Origin of the sequence: Alteromonas sp. KUL106 (genome assembly GCF_009811415.1) — a bacterium.
Classification (GTDB): domain Bacteria; phylum Pseudomonadota; class Gammaproteobacteria; order Enterobacterales; family Alteromonadaceae; genus Alteromonas.
The window spans coordinates 46,118-69,395 of the sequence record NZ_BLIG01000009.1 but is presented as its reverse complement, the minus strand read 5'-3'; the positions used below and the strand labels follow the sequence as shown (position 1 = coordinate 69,395).

At 46.1% G+C, this 23,278-nt stretch carries 17 protein-coding genes; 8 read left to right on the top strand and 9 right to left on the bottom strand.

What is annotated here, in order from left to right:
- Nucleotides 1-101: 101 nt before the first annotated feature.
- The 7 genes from rppH (at nt 102) to GVO63_RS04250 (ending at nt 7,536) form a co-directional block, all read left to right on the top strand.
- Entirely contained in the window at nt 102-644 is a 543-nt protein-coding gene (gene rppH / locus GVO63_RS04280; RefSeq protein ID WP_159490239.1) for an RNA pyrophosphohydrolase, read from the top strand.
- Between the two features lie 83 nt (nt 645-727).
- A complete protein-coding gene (ptsP, locus tag GVO63_RS04275; protein ID WP_159578252.1) occupies nt 728-3,019 on the top strand; it encodes a phosphoenolpyruvate--protein phosphotransferase in 2,292 nt (763 codons plus the stop codon).
- A 3-nt stretch (nt 3,020-3,022) separates the two neighbouring features.
- Nucleotides 3,023-3,829 (top strand): sulfite exporter TauE/SafE family protein, encoded by an 807-nt coding sequence (locus tag GVO63_RS04270; RefSeq protein ID WP_159490179.1) that lies wholly within the window; start codon nt 3,023-3,025, stop codon nt 3,827-3,829.
- 4 nt (nt 3,830-3,833) lie between these two features.
- On the top strand, nt 3,834-4,646 hold the full coding sequence (lgt, locus tag GVO63_RS04265; protein WP_159490181.1) for a prolipoprotein diacylglyceryl transferase: 813 nt from the start codon (nt 3,834-3,836) through the stop codon (nt 4,644-4,646).
- An 8-nt stretch (nt 4,647-4,654) separates the two neighbouring features.
- The gene (locus GVO63_RS04260; protein WP_159490183.1) at nt 4,655-5,488 is read left to right on the top strand and encodes a thymidylate synthase; all 834 of its coding nucleotides are present in this window, start codon (nt 4,655-4,657) and stop codon (nt 5,486-5,488) included.
- Between the two features lie 9 nt (nt 5,489-5,497).
- Nucleotides 5,498-6,565, top strand: a complete 1,068-nt coding sequence (locus GVO63_RS04255) for a response regulator (protein WP_159490185.1) — start codon at nt 5,498-5,500, stop codon at nt 6,563-6,565.
- Nucleotides 6,562-7,536 carry a diguanylate cyclase gene (locus GVO63_RS04250; protein ID WP_159490187.1) on the top strand — a complete coding sequence of 325 codons (975 nt, stop codon included), beginning with the start codon at nt 6,562-6,564 and terminating at the stop codon, nt 7,534-7,536. The genes GVO63_RS04255 and GVO63_RS04250 overlap by 4 nt, the downstream gene beginning before the upstream one ends.
- A gap of 55 nt (nt 7,537-7,591) precedes the next feature.
- Here GVO63_RS04250 and GVO63_RS04245 read toward each other — a convergent pair whose 3' ends face one another.
- The 6 genes from GVO63_RS04245 to rapA form a co-directional block, all read right to left on the bottom strand.
- Complete coding sequence (locus tag GVO63_RS04245) at nt 7,592-9,778, bottom strand: response regulator (RefSeq protein WP_159578237.1); 2,187 nt, start codon at nt 9,776-9,778, stop codon at nt 7,592-7,594.
- A gap of 87 nt (nt 9,779-9,865) precedes the next feature.
- The gene (locus GVO63_RS04240) at nt 9,866-11,212 is read right to left on the bottom strand and encodes an MFS transporter (RefSeq protein ID WP_159578236.1); all 1,347 of its coding nucleotides are present in this window, start codon (nt 11,210-11,212) and stop codon (nt 9,866-9,868) included.
- A 96-nt stretch (nt 11,213-11,308) separates the two neighbouring features.
- Nucleotides 11,309-11,632 (bottom strand): hypothetical protein, encoded by a 324-nt coding sequence (locus tag GVO63_RS04235; protein WP_159490193.1) that lies wholly within the window; start codon nt 11,630-11,632, stop codon nt 11,309-11,311.
- A gap of 142 nt (nt 11,633-11,774) precedes the next feature.
- Complete coding sequence (locus GVO63_RS04230; RefSeq protein WP_159578235.1) at nt 11,775-12,653, bottom strand: DUF3530 family protein; 879 nt, start codon at nt 12,651-12,653, stop codon at nt 11,775-11,777.
- Between the two features lie 151 nt (nt 12,654-12,804).
- On the bottom strand, nt 12,805-13,530 hold the full coding sequence (rluA, locus tag GVO63_RS04225; RefSeq protein WP_159578234.1) for a bifunctional tRNA pseudouridine(32) synthase/23S rRNA pseudouridine(746) synthase RluA: 726 nt from the start codon (nt 13,528-13,530) through the stop codon (nt 12,805-12,807).
- A 61-nt stretch (nt 13,531-13,591) separates the two neighbouring features.
- Nucleotides 13,592-16,435, bottom strand: coding sequence for an RNA polymerase-associated protein RapA (gene rapA / locus GVO63_RS04220; RefSeq protein ID WP_159578233.1), 2,844 nt, complete (start codon nt 16,433-16,435; stop codon nt 13,592-13,594).
- A gap of 590 nt (nt 16,436-17,025) precedes the next feature.
- On the opposite strand from rapA, the gene GVO63_RS04215 reads away from it, so the two are divergent.
- A complete protein-coding gene (locus tag GVO63_RS04215; protein ID WP_159490201.1) occupies nt 17,026-18,423 on the top strand; it encodes a PhoH family protein in 1,398 nt (465 codons plus the stop codon).
- Nucleotides 18,424-18,542: 119 nt separating this feature from the next.
- On the opposite strand, the gene GVO63_RS04210 is transcribed toward GVO63_RS04215, so the two are convergent.
- From GVO63_RS04210 to GVO63_RS04200, 3 genes are all read right to left on the bottom strand, one after another.
- Complete coding sequence (locus GVO63_RS04210; RefSeq protein ID WP_236552055.1) at nt 18,543-19,496, bottom strand: hypothetical protein; 954 nt, start codon at nt 19,494-19,496, stop codon at nt 18,543-18,545.
- A gap of 138 nt (nt 19,497-19,634) precedes the next feature.
- Nucleotides 19,635-21,020 (bottom strand): siroheme synthase CysG, encoded by a 1,386-nt coding sequence (gene cysG, locus GVO63_RS04205; protein ID WP_159578232.1) that lies wholly within the window; start codon nt 21,018-21,020, stop codon nt 19,635-19,637.
- Nucleotides 21,021-21,149: 129 nt separating this feature from the next.
- Nucleotides 21,150-22,985, bottom strand: a complete 1,836-nt coding sequence (locus GVO63_RS04200; protein ID WP_159578231.1) for a DEAD/DEAH box helicase — start codon at nt 22,983-22,985, stop codon at nt 21,150-21,152.
- Between the last annotated feature and the right edge of the window lie 293 nt (nt 22,986-23,278).

Sequence of the window (23,278 nt, the reverse complement as noted above, 5' to 3'; positions counted from 1 at the left end):
TTTCCTGTTTGAGCGGCGAGGGCGAACATTAAAGCTATGATTGGAGCATAGTTTATGGAAGAATGAAAACATATAACAGTATAGTGTGCCCGGGAGTCTATGTGATAGATGCCGATGGATTCCGTGCGAATGTGGGCATAGTGATTTGCAACAAAATGGGTCAAATATTTTGGGCAAGACGTTATGGTCAACATTCATGGCAGTTCCCTCAAGGCGGAATTGATGAAGGGGAAACTGCCGAACAAGCTATGTATCGCGAGCTACACGAAGAGGTAGGACTGACACCGAAAGATGTCACTATTTTAAGTGTTACCCGCAACTGGCTGAGATACAAACTGCCAAAGCGATTAATTCGTCAAGGCAGCAACCCTGTTTGTATAGGGCAAAAACAAAAATGGTTCTTGTTGCAGCTTGATTGCAACGAGCGAGACGTTAATGTACTCAAAACAGGTCATCCAGAGTTTGATGACTGGAGGTGGGTAAGTTACTGGTATCCAATTAGAAACGTTGTATCGTTCAAGCGAGACGTATATAGACGAGTGATGAAAGAGTTCTCGCCTGTAGTGATGTCTGCGCAACATCGTCCACCGCAGCGCCAAAACGTTGCGCCACACAAGCGTGGAAAAAAGCGCAGGCGTGGGTAAAGATGCAAAATATAACGATGTGCGGGCGTAAGCCGCGAGTAGACAAGGAGTAACCGGTGAGCCCTCAAAGCCATCAAGGCGCAATGTTGACCACATTAAAACGTATTGTGCAGGAAATGAATCAAATTTCTGCACTTGATACGGCTTTGTTCCAGCTTGCCTCGCGTGTAAAGCAAACGCTAAACGTTGACTCATGCTCCATATATCTTGCTGATTACGACACCCAAGAGTTCATACTTAAAGCAACCGATGGCCTTCATCCCGATGCAGTGGAACAAGTGCGCATTGGCTTTTCTGAAGGTCTTATTGGCCTTGTTGGGCAGCGAGAAGAGCCGCTCAATATTGTCAATGCACATAGCCACCCTCGATTTAAGCATTACCCTGAAGTAAAAGAAGAAAAGTACAACGCCTTTTTAGGGACGCCAATCATTAATCAAAGGCGTGTGCTTGGGGTTATTACGCTTCAACAAGCCGAAATGAGACGCTTTAGCGAAGACGAAGAAGCATTCTTGGTTACCCTTGCCGCACAGTTGGCTTTGGAGATAACTAATGCCGATATTCGCGGCGCCCTGACTCTCTCAAACGCAAATGACCACACCGTTCGACAAAAAAACGTGCGGGGTATTGCTGGCTCTCCGGGCTTAGCCATTGGGAAAGGCGTTTCGCCTGACAAATCCATCAATCTAAAAAATTGGGTTTTGAAACGTACCGCGTCCCCGTTGGAACAAATTCAGCTCTATCGAAAAGGGGTAGAGGTAACGCGAGGCCATGTCGACGCTTTATCCAATGGGCTTGATGACGCAATTCCTGACGACGTTAAATCCATATTTCAGCTATATCATCACTTACTCGATGCAAATAGTTTAGGCAGGGAAGTTGAAGAAAAAATCCGTGAAGGTTGGGACGCGGCATCATCACTGAAAATGGTTATAGAGAGCTATGCCGCGCGTTTTCGTGCAATGGACGACCCTTACATGCAAGAGCGAGCCATTGACATTGTAGACCTATCAGACCGTATTTTAGCGAATATTTTATACGAAGCTAACGGTCAGAAAGTGACAGAGAAAGTCATCACCAAGGCAAGTATATTAGTGGCTGAAGAAGTGTCAGCGCCAATGCTCGCCGAGTTTCCCAGAGATAAGCTTAAGGGCATTATTTCTATTCGTGGCTCAAACAATTCTCACGCCGCCATCTTAGCAAGGGCGATGGGTGTGCCGGCCGTGATGGGCTGTCAAAATGTCACGCCGGCACTACTTGAAGACAAAGAAATCCTTCTCGATGGTTACTCTGGAGAAGTTATTGTCTCGCCCGAGCGCAATATTAAAACAGAGTTTATTCAGCTTATTGGAGAAGAGTCAGCCATCGCTGAAAAAATAGATGCGGAAGCCGACAAACCCTGTGAAAGCGTGGATGGCTGCAGAATGTCTTTGTACATCAACGCTGGTCTATCCGCTGAAGTCGAGTTAAACGCCGAGCAAATTGGCGCGGGTGTAGGTCTGTATCGAACTGAAATTCCCTTTATGCTTCGAGAGCGTTTCCCCTCTGAACAAGAGCAGGTGGAGCTCTATCGCCAAGTGCTAGAAGCCGCGCCGACACTACCCATTACGATGCGTACGTTAGACGTGGGAGGGGATAAGCCGTTACCCTATTTTCCAATTAACGAGGAAAACCCGTTTCTAGGCTGGCGTGGTATTCGTCTTACGTTGGACCATCCTGAAATTTTCTTGGTTCAAGTAAGAGCAATGCTGCGCGCGAGCGTGGGGCTGAGCAACTTACAAATTATGCTGCCGATGATTTCAACGGTGGCGGAAGTGCAAGAAGCGAAGCGCCTTATTAATCAGGCATTTTATGAAATATCTGATGAAATTGCAGAATCTGGACAAACGCTGAATAAACCTAAGTTAGGCATTATGCTAGAGGTGCCTTCTGTACTTTATCAGCTGCCTCAACTCGCTAAGCACGTCGACTTTTTCTCAGTGGGAAGCAACGACTTGACCCAGTATTTATTGGCCGTTGATAGAAACAACACACGAGTGGCTGGTCTTTACAATAGCTATCACCCGGCGGTATTAGGTGCGCTATATGATGTGGTGCAAAAAGCCAATCAAAGTCAGGTACCAGTGACTATTTGTGGCGAAATCGCCGGTGAGCCTGCTGGCGCGCTGCTGCTGATGGGAATGGGATATCGCCGATTAAGTATGAATGGCTTTAATTTACGAAAGATAAATTGGCTTATTCGAAAGGTGACGCTGGCTGAGTGTAAGCAGTTACTTTCGCTAGCGCTTACCTCAGTGAGTCAAGAAGAAGTGTTTGTGCATCTGAATCAATACCTTGAATCAAAGGGCCTTGGAGGCCTTATCCGAGCGGGCGCATAAGGCATGGAGCCACTTGTTGTTATTATCGTCAGCTGCCTAATTCTGGGTTCTATTGTTGGTATTCTCGCGGGTATGCTTGGGATTGGCGGTGGGCTCATTATTGTCCCTGCATTGTCTTATTTGCTGGTTCACTTTTTGAATATGACGACTGAAACGGTGATGCCCGTTGCTATTGCGACGTCGCTTTCAACGATTATTTTCACCGGCATGTCATCGGCATTTGCTCACTATAAGCTAGGTAATATACAACGAAAGGTCGTGTTGTATACGGGGATCGGGATTGCCGTGGGTGCGGTTGTCGGTGCGCAGGTAGCAAGTCATATTTCCGGTGAGCTCTTAAAAGATATCTTTGCCGTACTGGTTATTCTCATTGCACTGCAAATGATTTTCGGCAAACAGAAAGCCTCTGAAAACGAAGCGTCTAAAGGTACTTTAGCTTTTGTGGGTAGTGGCGCGGGGTTGCTCAGTGCATTAATGGGAATAGGTGGTGGCGCATTACTGGTTCCTGCGTTGGTGTGGTTTCGTGTTAATGTACGCGCAGCCATAGGTTGCGCAGCGTTTTGCGGTTTGATTATCGCAGTGTTCGGTACCGCCAGTTTTGTTATTGCTGGTTGGAATGCGATAGATGTGCCTGCGCATAGCGTGGGTTATGTTTATTTGCCTGCAACAGCGGGTATTGTTGCTACTTCAATGTTCACCGCGAATATTGGCGCTAAACTTGGACAGCGCGTAAACGTTCGCATATTAAAAGCGATGTTGGCATGCTTGCTGGTTCTCGTAAGTATTAGAATGATTTTAGGAATTGAATAACGTAATGGAACAGAGCAGTTATCTGGTATTTCCCAGTATCGACCCCGTTATCTTCAGTATGGGCCCTTTAAGCGTGCGTTGGTACGGCTTAATGTATTTAGTGGGGTTTATCGCCGCGTATTTGTTGGCACAAAAGCGCTTACCCCAAACGAAATGGAGCCGTGAGCAGCTAAGTGACTTGCTTTTTTGGAGCTTTGTCGGTGTTATTTTAGGCGGCCGTATTGGCTATGTGTTTTTTTACCAGTTTGGTATGTTCCTCGACGACCCGCTGTATCTGTTTAAAATTTGGGCGGGCGGGATGTCGTTCCACGGTGGCTTACTCGGCGTACTTGCGGCGTTAGTGTGGCGAGCGAAGTGCATGAACACAACATTCTTGCAGTTAGGTGATTTCGTCGCTCCACTGGTACCAATCGGGTTGGGTGCAGGGCGCATTGGAAACTTTCTAAATGCAGAACTTTGGGGGCGCAGTACCGATGTGCCTTGGGCGGTTATATTCCCCAATGCCGGTAATATGCCTCGCCATCCCTCGCAGCTTTATGAGTTTGCACTAGAAGGCGTATTACTCTTTATCATCCTTTGGCTTTATTCTGCTAAGAAGCGTCCGGTTGGAGCGGTAAGCGGCCTATTCCTACTTGGCTACGGAAGCTTTAGGTTTATTGTCGAGTACTTCAGGGAGCCCGATGCACATATTGGCTTATATCAAATGGGACTAAGTCAGGGGCAACTTCTTTGTTTACCTATGATAGCTTTAGGAATAGGATTAATAGTCCGTGCGTATATGCGCGGGAAAAACCATGTTGAACAGCAAAAAATATAAGAATAACGATGAAAGAATATCTCGCATTAATGCGCCATGTACGTGATACGGGTGTGAAAAAGGAAGATCGAACTGGTACTGGTACGCTAAGTGTATTTGGGTATCAGATGCGATTTAATCTCCAAGAGGGCTTCCCCTTGGTGACGACCAAAAAGTGCCACCTTAAGTCTATTATTCACGAGTTGCTTTGGTTTCTAAAAGGCGAGACTAATATCGCTTATTTAAAAGAGCATGGTGTAAAAATTTGGGATGAATGGGCGACTGATGACGGTGAACTCGGTCCTATTTATGGCCGTCAATGGCGCAGCTGGGATCGCGGCGATGGCACGTCAGTAGATCAAATAGCGGAAGTGGTCGAGCAAATCAAACACAATCCCGACTCTCGACGCCTTATTGTCAGCGGATGGAACCCGGCCGTATTACCAGACACCAGTTATTCTCCAAAAGAAAATGCGGCAATGGGTAAGCAAGCGCTTCCACCGTGCCACACACTTTTTCAGTTCTATGTGCTTGACGGTAAGCTAAGTTGTCAACTGTATCAGCGAAGTGGTGATATTTTCTTGGGCATACCGTTCAATATTGCAAGCTATGCACTGCTAACCATGATGATCGCGCAAGTGTGCGATTTAGAGCCAGGTGACTTCATTCATACGCTAGGTGATGCACATTTATATTTAAACCATCTAGAACAGGTAGAGTTGCAGCTTAGTAGAGAGCCGTTTGCGCGCCCTACAATGGAAATAAACCCTGAAGTAAAAGACATTTTTGGGTTTTCATTTGACGATTTTACGCTCAAAAACTATCAGTCACATCCCCATATTAAAGCGCCAGTCGCAGTTTAAGGCGTAACCATGAGTACTCCAATACTGATTTGCGACGACTCAGGCTTCGCAAGGCGACAAATGGCGCGCAGCCTCCCTGATGGTTGGGATGTAGATGTATCCTTTGCTGAGAATGGTGAACAGGCACTGACGCTGATCCGTGAAGGTAAAGGAGATGTGGTTTTTTTAGATCTCAATATGCCGGTTATGGATGGCTACCAGACAATGAAAGCCATCCGCACACACGATTTACCCTGTTTGGTTATTGTGGTGTCGGGTGACGTGCAGGCACAAGCACGAGAAAAAATGCTGGCGCTTGGCGCATTAGATTTCATTAGAAAGCCCATCGACAACGAAAAGCTTAGCCATATATTGTCATCCTACGGTATATACAGCGGTGAGAGTCATTCAACGGGTGCGCGTTTACACAAAGCGCAAAAAAATAATGCACTTGAAACCTCAGAAAATCAGACGACCAATGAAGACAAGTTAGACGCCTGTCGAGAAATGGTGAACATCGCCATGGGAAGGGCGGGCGAGAATTTAGCTGAGCTGCTTGGCGAGTTTATCAACTTACCTATTCCAAACCTCAACCTGATAGAAAGTAACGAACTTTCTATGGCAGTGGCTGAAATAAACCGTAACGAAAGCGTGTCGGCGGTATCTAAGGGGTTTATCGGCGAGGGAATAAGCGGTGAGGCGCTGGTGATTTTTAGTGACACCAATTCTCAAAATATCGTTGAGCTACTCAAATATCCGCCTTCAGCTTCGTCGGATAAACTCGCGTTAGAAGCGCTCATGGATGTATCTAATATTCTCATTGGTGCATGCTTAAACGGGCTGTCGGAACAATTAAACGTTGCATTTAGTCAAACTCACCCTGTGTTGCTTGGTCAGCATCAAGGTTTGTCAGCCTTGTTAAGCGAAAATGTACACCGCTGGGGAAAGCTTATGGCCATAGAGATAGGGTATGCCATTAAAGCGAAAGATATCTCGTTTGACTTACTGTTGCTTTTCCCCGGTGATGCCATAAATCATGTCTACAAACGTTTAATAAGTGATGAACTAGACGCTAACGTTGACAAGGAACGTCTATGAATGCAATAACCGACACGTCGTCGAAGGGGGCAGTGAGTACAGCCTCTCAGGTTCCCGTGGAACTGCTTGATTCTATCGAAGTGGGAATTGCGGTTCTCGACCGCAGCTTCACTGTGCAGGTTTGGAATAAGTTTTTAGAAAATCACAGCGCAAAAAAAGCACATTCGGTCATTGGCGGCAGTCTTTTTTCTCATTTCCCTGAAATTGATGAGACGTGGCTGAGAACGAAGATTGACCCGGTTTTCAATTTAAAAAGTCCCGTGTTTATTATATGGGAACAGCGTCCGTATTTATTTAAGTTTGGCTGCAATCGCCCCGTCACCTGCTCTGCAGAGTTTATGTACCAAAACGTGACCATTTTTCCGGTCGTAGAAAAGAACGGCCGAGTAGAACGTTTTTGTATGCTTGTATACGATGTGACCGAACAAGCGTTAGGTAAACTTGGTATGGAGCATTTGAACGAAGAATTAAAAACGGCAAGTCGAGTGGATGGGCTAACGGGTCTTTTTAATCGTCGTTACTGGCAAGAGCGCTTTGACGAAATTTATAAACTTTGCGTTCGCAGGGGAAAGCCGAGCACTGCCCTCATGCTCGATATTGACCATTTCAAACGTATCAATGATACCTATGGACACCAAGCGGGCGATAAGGTCATCCAAATGCTCGCAGCGTTAATCAAGCGATGTGTCAGGGAAACCGATTTGGCCGGGCGATATGGTGGAGAAGAGTTCGCTATCATATTGAATGATTCAACGTTAGAAGATGCAAAAGTTGTTGCTGAGCGAATTCGTCAACTGGCGCTGCGTTTAACCGTGGATCACGAGGGGGAGACGATAAGCTTTACGGTCAGTCTTGGGCTAGCGCAATTCTCTGAAGACTTCAACAGCGCGATGGCGTGGCTAGAGTGTTCAGACCAAGCGCTTTACAAGGCCAAAGAAAGCGGTCGGAACCAGTGTTGTGTTTATATTTAACACCCATCCGCATAGATAATTATCTGTGCGGACTGGTATCAACTCGCTTAGTGCGTTAAAGCGCTAAGCGAAGTGTATTTTTGAGCTCTTGAAAAGTGACCGGTTTCACAAGATGGTAGCGTATACCAGATTGTAAAGATGCTTCTTTATCGTCACGGCGTGCATTTGCTGTCAGCGCAATGATAGGCAGGTCAGGACTGGTTTCCCTAATTATTTTCGCCACCTCCAACCCGCTAATGTCCGGTAAATTAATATCAAGTAAAATACAGTCAAAAGCCGACTCATTGGCTCTGCTAATGGCGTCATCTCCTGAGTAGCTTACGGTGACGTCATGCCCCATGCACTGAAGCATGTACTCAACCATTTCAGCATTTATCGGTTCATCTTCTACCACCAATACCCGTGCCTTTCTCTCAAGCTCCGTTTTACCTTTGCTGTTTGTGGTCAAATGATACAGTGCATCGACAAACCTGTTTCTGTCGATAGGTTTTACGAAGCCTTGATAAACAGGCAGTTCACTCGTGGCAATAATATTCGCTATATCCGGTGTCGCTGAGAGTACGATAACAGGAGGAACACGCTCTCGATAAATGGCTCGCAAGGTTCTTACTAACTCAAGGCCATTCATACCAGGCATATACAGGTCGACAATAATTCCAGAGAATTGCAGTATTTCATCGTGGAGGTTTAATATGTCGGTGCCCGATGAAAAAGTACGTGCTGTAAAGCCTTCTGAAGTAATGATGGATTGCAAATGCAATCGTGATATCTCCAAGTCGTCGACGACCGCAAATTTCGCGTTAGAAGGCTTTAGCACCTCTGTCTGTTTAATGTCGATGGGGTTCAGTGGAATTAAGATTTTAAACTCTGAGCCTACACCTACCGTACTTGAGACCTCTATAGCGCCATTAAGTTTAGCAATGCATTTGCTGGCTATGGATAGTCCGATACCTGCGCCTGGGTAGCGTCGTACGCTTGCATGTTCGCCACGATAGAATCTTTCGAACATGTGCTTTTGTGTCTTGTCATCAATACCTATTCCCGTATCGCTGATAATCACGACCAAAAAAAGCGCTCGCTTTTTGACGAGGGTAGTGATGGTGACATCAATGAGTCCATTGGTCGTGAACTTTACCGCGTTATCAAGGATGTTGGTAACCACCTTGGAAATAGCAAGTGGGTCAGTCTTGACGTGCTGGGGAACACTGTGACTGCAGTGCATATTGAATTCGACTTTTTTGTCTTTTACTTGAACAGAGAAAGGGGATATGCATTCATCTAACAGGCTTATTAAATCGACTTTCGTTAAATTTACGTCGTCATCGGTTTCTGACGCTAGCACCTCAGTAAGGTTATTTGTCAGGTTAAGTAACCGATAGCTTGATTGCTCTGCCTGCTGTATTAAACGCGAGCGCTGTGCTTCCATGTTCGGGATCAGTTCTAGAGCACTTATAATTGCGCTTATCGGCGCGCGAAACTCGTGACTAATAAGTTGCAGAAAGGCCTTGTTTTGCGTCTCACTCTCTTTGTCTACTGGGGTAATTCTTAACTTTGAACGACTAAACTTATAGCCGCTGTTATGAGAAAGCTTTCTATAGATAAACCACGCCACTAGATACCATAATGATAGGGAGAGCACGCCCATAATAAAGGTACGCCATATGTCGCTGTAGGTCGTCTGCAATTGATGAAAATACGCGTTCTCGCGCGCTTGAATGAGTGTGAACAGTGGAAGTAAAGTCAGCGCTCTCGTATCGTAACGTTTTGCTATTTCCGCCGGGCTTTCTACCAGCGTGTGGACTAAGTCAAATACAGCGATAGCCATTTGCTCATCTGGCGCATCGTTCAAATCACGCGAGATTGCTAAAAAGCGGTCCTCATCGAGAACCTTGCCAGTCGCTATGATCCCTAACTCGTTTTCTAGAAACAGACGTAAGTTTTGGTGAGCAACGCTCAAAGTGAGTTTTAGCGTACTGAACGATGCCGAGGAGGACGTTGAGTCAGCAAGTTGGCGCAGGTTATAGTGTTTAATTTGCTGTTCAGCAGCAAGAATATCAGCTTCAAAGGTGTGCCCTTTTCTCAAGTTCGCTAATATATTCTCCTCTTTATCGAGCAATTCAATAAAAAAGATACAGGTTATCAACGCAATAAGTACCGCAACCAAGTTTACTTTTAATAAAGTAAACTTTCGCGCTCTTGCTGAAGACTTATCCTTAAAGCGATTTACCTTGCCTGCACTCAATATTCTTCCTTGGTAGCTGTTTCAATATCTGTGTCGATAAGATAAATGTAGATAACACTCGCTAACTTGCAAGGCGATAAGATTAAATTACCCTCTCTCAATCCGATGGATGTGATGACGAATAGTGTACAAAAAGCAGAGACTGGGTATTACCATGGCAGCAGTCAGGATAAAAAACAGGCTCCAGTCACCGTGTAGGCTGTCTACAACAACGCCGCTGCTAGAGGCGACTAGCGTTCTTCCTGCTACACTCAATGAGGCCATCAATGCATATTGAGTCGCGCTAAATGCTCTATTACATAAAAGCGATATGAAGGCGACCATAGCAACGGTGCTCCACGCGCCAGTAAAGCCGTCAACGATGACTGTTACAGCCAATAACGACGTAGAGGGGCCTGTTTGCGCGATAAGGGCAAACAGAAGATTTGATGCCGCCATTGCTACACCGGCCGTCATAAGTCCTCGGTAAATTCCATAGCGAATGTTCACCAAGCCACCTAGCAGTGAGAAGATAATTGTTACCCACCAATTAAGCAGCTTTGAGTAGGTGGCGATATCACTATTAGAGAAACCGATCTCCTTATAAAAAACGATGCTCATTCGACCGAGGAAGGCCTCGCCAATTTTGAATAGAAAGATGAACAATAGAAAAGAAGCCGCCAACTTAACGCCATTGCGACTAAAGAATTCCGAAAACGGTGTTAAGAGTGTCGTTCTCATCCAATAAATAAATGGAGAGCTCCCTGACGTAGACCGAGTGATGTTGTGAAGTAAGGCTTCTCTGTCAATGAAAGGCTCATCAGCAATGAGTGTTCCGCACATGAGTAGCGCCATAATTGCCGCTAAGAGTACATAGATATCAGGCCACGACCAAGCGGTTAAGTCGGCTAGAAAGAATGGAATAGCACCCAATCCACCATAGCCTGTCCACCAGCCTGCCGTAGCCACTGAAGAGCCTGCGGACAAGCCATCTTTATCGTCTTTGTCGATGCAATCAATACGGAATCCGTCAATAGCGATATCTTGCGTTGCAGACGCTATAGCGATGAGTAGGCCGATTAAAGCAACATAATATAAGTCGTAAGTTGCGGTAAGCTGAGACATGCAAAGACATAAAAAAACAATGCAGCACTGCATGGCGAAAATCCAACCTTTTCGCTGCCCTAAAATAGGTGGCCTTATTTTGTCGACAAGTGGTGACCATAAAAAGTTAAAGGAGTACGTGGCAAAAATGATGCCGAAGAGTCCGATGGCAGAACGGGATAGCCCCTCATCTTTTAGCCAGGCAGAAAGTACTGAGCCAATCATGATCCAGGGAAAGCCGCTTGAAATACCAAACAGGAAAATATTCAGGTAGCGCTTATCGTTAAAGGTCTTTAAAGCGGTGAGCAAAACTTCAGCCTTTGGGAGTAACTCAAAACCATATTGAGCCATGAACCTGAGCGTTTAGCAATAACACATTGAAGGTAATAATGTATGTGAAAGGGGAGACTGTGAGTGATGGGGGCAGAAAGACGAGATTGCAAACAGTTACGGACGAACACCAACACAGTCAAGAGGGCAGTGTCCTAAACCCTCCAAGAAATTGACACAGTTAGTAAGCTCGTCAACAAGAAAGCGGTCTTGCTTAAGCTTATCTTCATTCCAATAATGCACTTGATGCAGTAAGTGCCAGAAAACACGTTCCTTTTGAGTGTAGGGCTGGGTTAACGTAAATTCAATTTGACCCCACTCCTCCATGCTATCCCAAAAAAATAGCTCGAGTTCCTCTATTGGGAGCCCTTCCTGCCAAAATGCCCTCAAATAGAAACACAGCTGTTTCGCCTTGTTATCTACAAACTCTTGAACATTCACAAGTAACTCAACCGCCTTATTTTGTTGTTGTAAAGTATAGTCTAAATCGTAGTTTTCACTTGCTAAGCGAATTGATAATTTGCGTTAGCAATCTAGGTGACTGTTTTGATTATTATTTTAGACTAGGCTTATGGCGAGGGAATTACCAGCCCAAATGGCGTGTCCAGCCTATCGTGCTATTTGCAACTAGCTGAATTTGTGGGTTTTTCTGAATCCTCTTTATACTAAAGGCTAAAGAGTTACTGGGGATTGTGATTTGTCTGTAGTGTATTTTTAATTCGTTTTTTGCTCGAATTTTTCTCTTTAATGTTGTGTTGGCTTCCCATTCATTGAACTCGCTGAGGGCTAAATCTAAGACCGGAAAGTCCGCTTTTGCCATGGTTTCTATGAGCAAATTATTCGTGGCATCTTCAGGCCAAAATGGTGATATAGCAACGAAAGTGTCAGGGTGCAAAGCAGGCTGTAGTTCTGTTGCAGATAAATAAGTGGCAGCGAGCATACCTTGTGCAATGACCATGCGGTAGCCTGGACGGTTTTGTAGAAAATTATTTAATGCATTGAGTTGTAGCGTCAATGCAGCCGTGGCGGAGTCGAAGTCAAGGTATTGTGTAAGCTGATTGCTTCTAGGATGTATGGTTTGTTTAGTTTGATTTTCTTGTGCCGCATCGCCTTCTGATGCACTTACGCCTTCTTCCACCGATGAAATGGGATCGATAGGTAAATTTACTGGGCTAATGACCACATGCCACCCTTTCTCTGAAAGCAGATCGGCAAGGCTGTTGCCTTGCGAGAGCGTGAGGCTTGATGGGAAAGGCTCGGTAAGAATAATCGCAGTGCCAAGAGATAAAGGGGTTTTAGCTTCTACCTGAATGAGAGGAGCTTCAGCTTCTCCGATCATTAACAGCGTAGTCTCGCCTGGTAGATAAGCATTGCTCACGTCAGTGAAGAAATCGCTGTGCGCTATCGTAGGGAATAGCGATACCATGGCTAAAACAAAGATGGTGATGCGATGCCTGTTCATAAAAGAGTGCTTTGCCTTTTCATTCTGCTAACCATAATGCCTTCAGTAATGAGTAAATGACCTACTGAAATCATACAAGGCTATCGGCAAAACGACGAAAAACTAAAGCTAAAGTTTAGGTTGGCCTTTTGGCGTTTCTCAAGTAGCGAAACTATTGATTGGTATGAGATTCCGCTGAAAGTGAGCGTGGTCTGTACTGGCTAAAGGGGATAGGGGTTTGAAAATATTGCCACTGACCCGTTGAAGGATGGCAAAAACTCAAACTTTCTGCGTGAAGCTGAAGGCGAGTTGCCATGGAGAGAGCTTCATCATGAGCATACAATCTGTCGCCTAAAATGGGGTGGCCTAAAGCAAGCATGTGTACGCGCAGCTGATGAGAGCGACCAGTGATAGGGTAAAGGGCCACCAAAGAATAGGGGAACCCTTTTTCATCCGTCTTACGCTCGACAACCTCATAGTGAGTCAGTGCTTTTTTGCCGCGCTCGAGGTCAACCATCTGCTTTGGCCTGTTTGGCCAGTCGCAAATAAGGGGAAGATTAACCTCGCCGCTGTCTTGTTCGACATGCCCATGTACCCGTGCAAAGTACCGCTTCTTAGTTTGCCGCAGCTCAAACTGTTTTGAAATATGACGATGGCTAGCTTTGTTAAGCGCCAGCACCAAAATCCCCGATGTTGCCATGTCTAATCGATGCACTACCGTGGCGGTGGGGTACACTCGGTTCACCCGGCTAATCAGCGAGTCGCGGTGTTCTAATGCTTTGCCCGGAACGCTCAATAGCCCGCTAGGTTTATGCGCAACCACCATGTCCTTATCTTGATACAAAATATCAAGATAAGGCGTCATCGGTGGGTTATAAACAAAACTTGGGTTTGCCATTATTTGCTCGTTATTTTAATTGTCGCTCAAGCATCGAGTGCTTACATTACTCATGCGTGCTTTACGGGTTATTGACCACAATACGCAACGCGTCTAACTCTACATCTGCATCTTGAATCACTTTATCAAGCGCACTCATTTGCTTCTCAATAAATTCAATTTCGCTGTCACGTACCGCAGGATTGCGCTTTTGAAGATCGCGCAAGCGCTGTATCTCTTCATTGAGCGTTTTATGCATGTTATTTAATGCGTCATGTTGTTTTTTATTTGCTTGCTGGTGGGCGAGCTTACGCGTCTTTTCAATGGCTAGTTCAAGGGGCTGTTGCAAGGCTTTTAAAAGCTGAGCTGAAATTTTGCGTCCTATTTTACGCTTAACGTCGAAGCTTAAATCTGACGGGTTACCCTGCGCATCTAAACAAACACGCACTGGCGTTTGTGGTAAGAAACGGCCAAGCTGTAATGCTTTCGGTGCTTGTGCCTGAAGCACGAACAAGGCTTCTATCCAGTAAGCCCCTTTGGGAAGAGACGGTTCGGCAATAAAGCCCATACTGCTTTTGCCATGCACGTCGGTGAGTACGACGTCAATGGCGGTATGAACGAGTGGATGGTCCCAGCTTAAGAATTGAACGTTCTCTAACGTGGTAGCAACTCGGCGCTTATAGGTGACGGTCATACCTTCTGGATCTAGGCCCGGTAACTGGCTTACCATCGACTCAGTTGGCATAAGAATAAAGCAGTCATTACCTTTTTCATCTTGTTGAACACCAATAGCATCGAACACGCGCCCCATAAAACGTGAGAGTTCTTGCTCAGTATCTAGTGCAATGATGTCTTCCAGCAGTTGCTCTACACGTCCTTCGCCAGATGCATTTAACTCCAGAAGACGATCCCTTCCGGCTTCAAGCTGTGCCACCAGTTGGCTATTAAGCGTCACACTCATGTTCACAAGCTCGTCACGTGCGCTCACATCGTCAGGGTGTAAGCACGCGCCGATCAACAATGGCTTAACATCGTCAAATACGCCCGAGCCGGTAGGGCAGGTTTTCTCGAAGGCATTAAGCCCTTCGTGATACCAATCTAGTAATACGTGCTGCGCGGTTTTCGCTAAATACGGCACATGTATTTGTACGGTTTGGGTCTGGCCAATTCGGTCAAGACGACCAATACGCTGTTCAAGCAGGTCTGGCGTAATAGGCAAGTCGAACAATACCAAGTGGTGAGCAAACTGGAAATTGCGACCCTCACTACCAATTTCACTACACAGTAGAATTTGTGCGCCGTCCTCTTCGTCGGCAAAGTAATGGGCTGCTTTATCGCGTTCAACTATGCTCATGCCCTCGTGGAATACGCTGTGGCGAATACCGGTTTGCGTGCGAATAACCTCACCTAGCTCTTGTGCCGTCCGGGCGCTTGCGCAAATAAGAAGAATCTTTTCTGGCTTAACGCTTTGCATGAAATCAAGCAGCCACGCAACACGAGGGTCGTGTTTAGTCCAGCTGTTCACCACGCTTGCCATACGCTCAGGATACAGTGAATAGGTTAAATCGCCGCCGCTAACCGCATCTGAATAAACCTCAGGTAAAGCCAGCTCGTATGCGTGTAACTTACGCTCGGGAAATCCTTCGATATTGGCACGACGATTTCTAAATAACATGCGCCCTGTACCGTGACAGTCAATTAATTGGTGCAGCAACGCATGGCGATTTTCTGATGAGCTTAAATCACCCGCGTGCTCCATGACGTCAGGCGCAAAGTCGGCTAGTTTATTGCGCTGCTTATCATCGGGCTCAGCATCTGAGAGCAGTGGCGCAACGGCATCGGCGAGTTGGCTGTATTTTGACTCTTCTTCTAAGAAGGCGTCGTAGCTGTGAAAACGTGCGGGGTCTAATAAGCGCAAACGAGCAAAGTGACTTTCGTGGCCAAGTTGGTCTGGGGTAGCGGTGAGCAGTAATACGCCAGGTGTTTGATTGGCAAGTGCTTCAACGCACAGGTATTCAGCAGATGGCGCTTCACTTGACCATGCAAGGTGATGGGCTTCATCGACGACCATTAAATCCCAACCTGCTGCCTGAATTTGCTGCTGGCGCTTTTCATTCGAGCTTAGGAAGTCGATACTGCAAAGTACTAGCTGGTCGTTTTCAAACGGGTTGATTTCGTCAGTATCATTAGCCTCACTTTCTTCTATAGCTTCGCATCGACTTTCATCGTATATGGCAAAAGGGAGGTTCACACGACGAAGCATTTCTACTAACCATTGGTGCACGAGTGAATCAGGAACTAGTATAAGCACCCGACTTGCACGCCCAGTTTTGAGCTGCTGGTGGATAATCAGTGCCGCCTCAATTGTTTTCCCCAGCCCCACTTCGTCAGCCAGTAACACCCGCGGTGCGTGTCTACCGCCGACCTCTGAAGCAATGTGAAGCTGGTGAGGAATAAGCGAAATACGTGCGCCGGCAAGACCGATAGTGCTGGAACGCAGATAGTCATACTGATGATCAAGTGCACGCTCGCGCAAGTCGAACCATTTTGGGTTGTCTAATTGCTGACTAAACAATCGCTTTTCAGGTTGGTTTAAGCGGATGTGGCTGTCTAGCATAGTTTCAGGTAATCGCGCTTGCGCTTTCGTATCTTCGCGAAGCCCGTGATAAATGAATAATCCCTGATTTTCTTCTTTTTCGGTAATGGTCATTTCCCAGCCGTCTTGGCTTTTTACCGTTTCGCCAATTTCAAAGATAAGTCGCGTAAGCGGGGCATCTTGCTTCGTGTATTTCCTCGCGTCGCCTGTGGCTGGATATAACACTTCGACTGAACGAAAATCGCTACCGATCACGACACCTAACCCCAGCTCTATTTCTGTATTGCTTAACCAGCGCTGACCAACTAAAAATTGACTATCTGAACTCATAAATTACCAACCTGTTTTTCGGGGGGCGGTATTGTACGCATTGCGTTGTGATAAGTCATTAATACTAGCTCATTTGATTTACGGTTGCAGGTTGGGCGGGGGAATTGGGTACTGATGCCACTACGCCAACAAGAAGACTAGCGCTACAGATCTTCACCACTTCAACAAGAACACCTTAGCCTATTTGGGCACTAAAAAGGCAGGTAAAACTGCGCTAACTGAAGCTAAAGTGTGAGCATTTGTTACGAACCAAGTATGCCAGTTTCTTCTTTAATGCAGAATTGGAGCGCTGTGTCGTCTCATATAACGTGATAGGACTGTTCTTCGCTTCTTACTTACTCTAGCGAAAAATAAAAAAGAAAAAACAGTGCTAAATCTCAAAAACTGGATTATGGTGGAATTAAGGGGTCGTTCATTTAATTGACGAACCTTGGAGGCAGAAAATGTAGTACTGCTTCTCAGTCGACGCGAGTAGGGGAAGAAGTCCTGTTTCGAGCGGCATTCTCCTACAACCGTAACTGTAGCTTGTTAGTGCGCGCGTTCATAAATGAACACGGTACATGACCTAGCTTTATTTACTGGAGTAAAGGATGCCAAGAAAGAATTCTACTGATACAAAGATTTACGTCCTCGATACCAATATTCTGCTGCACGAACCTCACGCTTTTCTCTCTTTTAAAGAACATGATGTCGTAATTCCAATGACCGTATTGGAAGAGCTCGACTATATCAAAGACAGCAAAAAAGACGTAGCGCGTGATGCACGGGTATCCATTCGGGCAATGGAGGATTTACTTCACGACGCAACGCCAGAAGATATGCTTGCCGGTGTATCAATGGAAGGCTTGGGCGCGGGTCAAACGGCACCAACAGGTAGCCTATCTATCTTTGCCGACCTCAACATGGTTGAGGCCCAGCAGGTGTTCACCAGCAATGAGAACGACAACCGCATTATTAACGTAGCGCTTCACTTGCAAAAGACGTTCGCGCCGCAAAAAGTGGTGTTGGTTACCAAAGACTTAAACATGCGCCTTAAGGCAAAAGGGGCTGGCCTTGCTCATGTTGAAGACTATCGAACCGATCAGCTTATTACCGACATTAAGTATCTATCCAGGGGCTTTCATACGTTTGAAGGTGATTTTTGGGATAGCGTGAAAAGTGTGGATAGCCGCAGTGAAGGGCGCGACACCATACACACCATTTCCAAATCCATGCTTCCAGAGGCATATGTGAACGAGTTTTTGCTTGATGAAACTAAACAGTTTGCAGGCCTGGTAGAAGATATCACCGATGATCATTTGGAGGTTTTAGATTTAGGTTACGAACGTTTGATGGGGCGTCATGCCTGGGGGATTACACCTAAAAATATCGGGCAAGCTATGGCGCTTCACGCATTACTTGACCCCCATATCGATATGGTCATTCTTACAGGACCTGCCGGTAGCGGTAAAACACTGCTTGCATTGGCGGCTGCGCTTGAAATGGTCGTTGAACGCAATATGTACGACAAGATTATCGTGACACGGAGTACGCCGGAAATTGCAGAGTCTATTGGTTTCTTACCGGGCACGGAGGAAGAAAAAATGTTGCCTTGGTTGGCGGCAATTACCGATTCGCTTGAAGTGCTTCACAAGCACGACGAAAACACGAAAGGCTCTATGAATTACATCATGGAAAAAGCCAACATTCAGTACAAGTCGGTGAACTTTATGCGAGGGCGAAGCATTCAAAATGCCATTGTGATTTTAGATGAATCTCAAAACCTAACTGCGTCCCAGCTTAAAACCATCATTACCCGATGTGGAGAAGGTACCAAGCTTATTGTGGGGGGGAACCTGGCGCAGATCGACAGTAATTATCTCAGTGCCGTGACGTCGGGGCTTACCTACTTGGTCGAGAAGTTTAAAGATTTCTCCGGTAGTGCCACCATTAACCTTGATGGGGTGGTAAGAAGTCGCCTTGCGAGTTTTGCAGAAGAAAATTTGTAAGTTTATCTCTGCTTCTAGCTCTCCTTACGAAAGCGCTACGCTCCCGTGGCGCTTTTTCGTCTATTCACGAGATAAGAAGTGTGTCGCGAGTGCTTATACATTCAAGACAGACAGCCGACTCACTCCATAATTTCTACTTGATAGCGACCGGTGACAATATGGCGCTCCGTGTCTTCAGATACTTGACCAAAAGGAATAAGTGCTGGCCCGGTAGGGTCATATAAAACGAAAGTGTCGCCATCATGTTCAATGGTTCTGTCATTCACCATGGGGGTGAGCGCTATGCCAAGTAATGCATGGTTAGGTAGGAAGACCATTATCATTTTGGTTGAAGGTAAAAACGCCCTTACCATAGACGACGCGAGTACGGCTTTGCTATCACAATCGCCAAGGTTTTGCATGAGGACACTTACGGGGGGCGCATACCCTGAACCATTACTCACCACCCTATCTTCTAACGTGTCATAGGGAATGCTTTGTATCCAGCCGAGAAGCAATGAAAAGTAAGCTCTTGAATCTGAGTCTGATTCTAATTTTTCGTAGAACGCTTGCGATGCGGCTACCAGAGGTTTCACTGATTCGGCTGCGTATCTTACATGGTCAGGTTTTATGGCCTGCTGATTGAAGAGGGTAGTAAAGCGGGTAAAATAATGGGTTTGTAAATATTTATCATATTCTTTCTGCTGAACGGTTTTCAGGTTTTGAAGAATTGCCTCGACCTGCTCTTCGTTTGAGCCCTTTACTTCTATATCAATAGACTCGCGTTTAGGAATGATTTTTACGCGCGCATCCTTAGGGTTTATTTTCCTCGCTTCTTCCATAAGTGCGACGCTGACATAGCGCTGAGCTATTTTAGGTTTGTAGTTTGCTTGTTGAGTAGGGGCTTCGTTTAACGCATCTTTGGTTAATTCGAAAGCAATAGACTGAAGAACATTGTCACCATCAAGCCATTCGTAGCTCAACGCAACGCCCATATCGGTGTGTGTTTTTGTGAATTTGAGCTGTTCACCTTGTGATAAACACGAAACAAGAAGCCCAGCTACTATCAAGCAGGACCTAACCATTAAACCCATTTTAGCAGTGCTTAAAAAAGAGAGTGTAAAGTTATAAACCACCGGAGGTACGCCTACTCGTTCTAACGAAGATACTATTGAGTATGCGCACCTGAATGCAAAAAACAAGGCGATAGAAGCGGCGAATCGCCAGACTTCCTATTCCTGATACCAATTGAGTTCGTTGTGAAGGCTGACCACGCTACCCACGATAATCAGCGTCGGGGGCTGAAGTTGGGCTTCCTCCTGTTTGGCAACAATAGTATCGAGCGTACCTGTTAGCACTCGCTGATTATCAGTTGTCGCAGATTGCACAAGCGCTATGGGGGTACTGGCATCTAAACCGTGTTCTATCATCTTTTCACAAATAATGGGTAGGCCGGTGAGACCCATGTAGAACACTGCGGTTTGATTTCTTTGTGCTAATGCAGACCAGTTAAGGTCGATAGTACCATTTTTGAGGTGCCCGGTAGCAAACACCACGGACTGGGCGTGATCTCTGTGGGTGAGGGGAATACCCGCATAGCTAGATGCGCCGCTTGCTGCGGTAATCCCTGGCACCACTTGAAATTCAATGCCGTGTTTAATGAGAGTCTGAATTTCTTCTCCACCACGACCAAAAATAAACGGGTCGCCGCCCTTTAGACGCACGACGCGATTGCCCTTTTTGGCCTCGTCAACCATCAGTTGGTTGATGTCGTCCTGTGGCAGTGTATGATTGCTCTTCGCTTTGCCCACATAGATTTTCTCAGCATCACGTCGCACAAGTTCAAGAATTTGGGGTGAAACCAAGCGGTCGTAAACCACGACATCGGCTTTTTGCATTAAGCGCAGTGCACGAAATGTGAGTAGATCCGGGTCTCCGGGACCTGCACCTACGAGATAGACTTGACCTTCTACTTTTTTGTCTTCAGCTGCTGCCTGAAGCGCTAACTCAAAGGCGTCGTCGGCTTTTTGATCTTGGCCTTTTTCTACCATTTCAGCGATATCACCGTCGAGAACATCTTCCCAAAAATAACGCCGTGCAGTAACGCCATTAAGGGTTTGCTTCACTTTATCGCGAAATTTTTCTGAAAACGCGCCGAGACGACTTAAATTGGCCGGCAGTACGGTTTCTAATTTTTGACGCAGGTATCGCAGTAATACAGGGGCAACACCGCCGCTGCTCATCGCAATGACAATAGGCGAGCGGTCAACAATTGAAGGGGTAATGAACTGACATAGTGGCGTGTTGTCTACCACATTGACCAATACTTTGTGGGTACGAGCGAGGTCGTGAATGTGCTGATTAACGTCAGGCTTATCGGTTGCGATAAAAACCATGTCCTTACCAGTAAGGTCATTATTTTCAAATTCGCGCTCGATAAGGCTTACTTTCTCGTTCTGTGCGAGCAGTTTAACTGTATCGCAAACCCAAGGTGCAATTACCGTAATCGTGGCTGGCGTCTTCATAATGAGCTCCAGCTTACGGGCTGCAACTTCGCCTGCTCCAACAATAAGAACATTGAGTTTTCTTGCGTCTAGGAATAACGGAAAGTAATCCATAAAGGTTTTATTAGCTTCACATACAAAAAAAGAACTGACACTATTTTGCGCCAATTCTTTTTATTTAGAAAACAACGAAATTAGCCTTTATATTTCGATTGGTTATATAAAGGCTACATGTGTTGCTATTTAGTTCTTACGCTTACGGCTTTCACGGTTGCCGCGCTCTTCACGATTACCGCGGTTTGGGCGGTCATCACGGTTCTCGCGAGGAGGACGGTCGCCACGAGGGGCACGTTCGCCGCGTCCTTCCCGCTTAGGTGGAGGCGTATCAGACCACTCGCGAATATTTAAACGCTGACCAGCTACTCGTGTACCTGAAAGGGTATCACGTGTCTCTTTAGGCATGCCTTCTGGAAGGTCGACGGTACTGAAGTTATCATAAATCTCAATAGCACCGATGTGCTTAGAGTTGATATTCGCTTCGTTCGCAATCGCGCCAACAATATTCCCCGGCTTCGCACCGTGAACATGGCCTACTTCGATGCGGAAGCGCTGCATACCTTCTTCTGGCTTGCGGTTTCCGCGTGGCACCTTCGGCTTTCTCTCACGACCATCACGACCATCACGACCATCACGACCATCACGGCTGTTTCTCTCGCGGCTATCGCGAGGAGGTTTGCTGTTGATGTCTGGACGATCCGTTTCTTTAAGGAGTAAAGGTTCATCGCCCTGCGCAATCTTAAGTAACGCGGCCATTAACACTTCAGGCGACGCTTCGTTTTCTGCTTTAATCATTTCAACGATTGGCATTAACGACTCGATGCCATCGTCCTGCGTTGCCTCGGCAACTGATTGCTTAAAGCGACTGAGGCGTGTTTCGTTAATTTCGCTAATTGAAGGAATTGGCATTGCTTCAATAGGCTGCTTAGTCGTTTTCTCAATAGAGAATAGCAAGCGCTTTTCACGGTGCGAAATGAACAAGATGGCGTCACCTTGACGTCCAGCACGACCGGTACGGCCGATACGGTGTACGTAAGATTCACTATCATACGGAATATCATAGTTAATCACGTGACTTACACGTTCAACGTCTAGTCCGCGGGCAACAACATCAGTAGCAACAAGAATGTCAATTTGACCTTGTTTAAGCTTCTCAACCGTGCGCTCTCGAGCCGCTTGTGGTATATCACCGTTTAACGGCTCGACATCGTAACCACGGGCCGACAGTTTGTCTGCCAACTCAACCGTAGCGGTTTTCGTACGCACGAAGATAATCATACCGTCGAATACTTCGACTTCCATGATACGGGTTAACGCTTCAAGTTTGTGATGAGGCGCGATTTGACAGTATCGCTGGCGAATCGTGCTTGCCGTGCTTACCTTAGACGCAATTTTTACGTGCTTAGGGTCTTTCAAGTAGCGCTGGGTAATTTTCTTGATTGGGCCAGGCATGGTTGCTGAGAACAGCGCCGTCTGGCGTTCTTCTGGTGCATGGCTCAGAATAAGCTCTACGTCATCAATAAAGCCCATACGAAGCATTTCATCCGCTTCGTCAAGTACAAGATACTTAAGTTCGCTTAAGTCTAATGTCTTGCGCTTAATATGGTCGATAATACGTCCTGGTGTACCAACAACCACTTGCACGCCGCGTTTAAGCTGACGAATTTGGTTGTCGTACGACTGACCGCCGTATACGGGAAGTACTTTAATTTTCTGACTAAAGCTCGCATAAACCTGAAACGCCTCTGCAACCTGAATAGCTAGTTCACGAGTTGGGGCTAATACCAGTAATTGCGGCTTACGTTGCTCAGGATCGATATTTGCCAACATGGGCAGGGCAAACGCAGCGGTTTTTCCTGTCCCTGTCTGTGCCTGACCGAGTAAATCGTGACCTTGAAGAAGAAGAGGGATACTCTCTGCTTGTATAGGTGACGGTTTCTCGTAGCCAACTTTTTCGAGGGCTTGTAAGATAGGTTCTGGTAAATTGAGGTCTTTAAATGTCATGTCGACAGTTGTTGTCATTAAGGGTCCTGGTGCATTAAGTAAGGAGGGTGCGGCATACGATTAAACCAATTTTAGCGGTTTATTATCGCAAGACGCTATACAGCGATGAACTGGCCATTCAGGCGAGTTTAAGAAGCGTATTTTTAGCGTATTTCGCGATATGCTTGCCAGCAGTGTTGCAAAAACCCATATTATATTCGAATAATGGACAGGTTGCCACGAAATTGCACAAATTAGATGAAATAATAAGCAGTGTGATGGCGCTTTTTACAATAGTGCAGCGGTGTGACAATAAAAATCAGAGGAAGGGC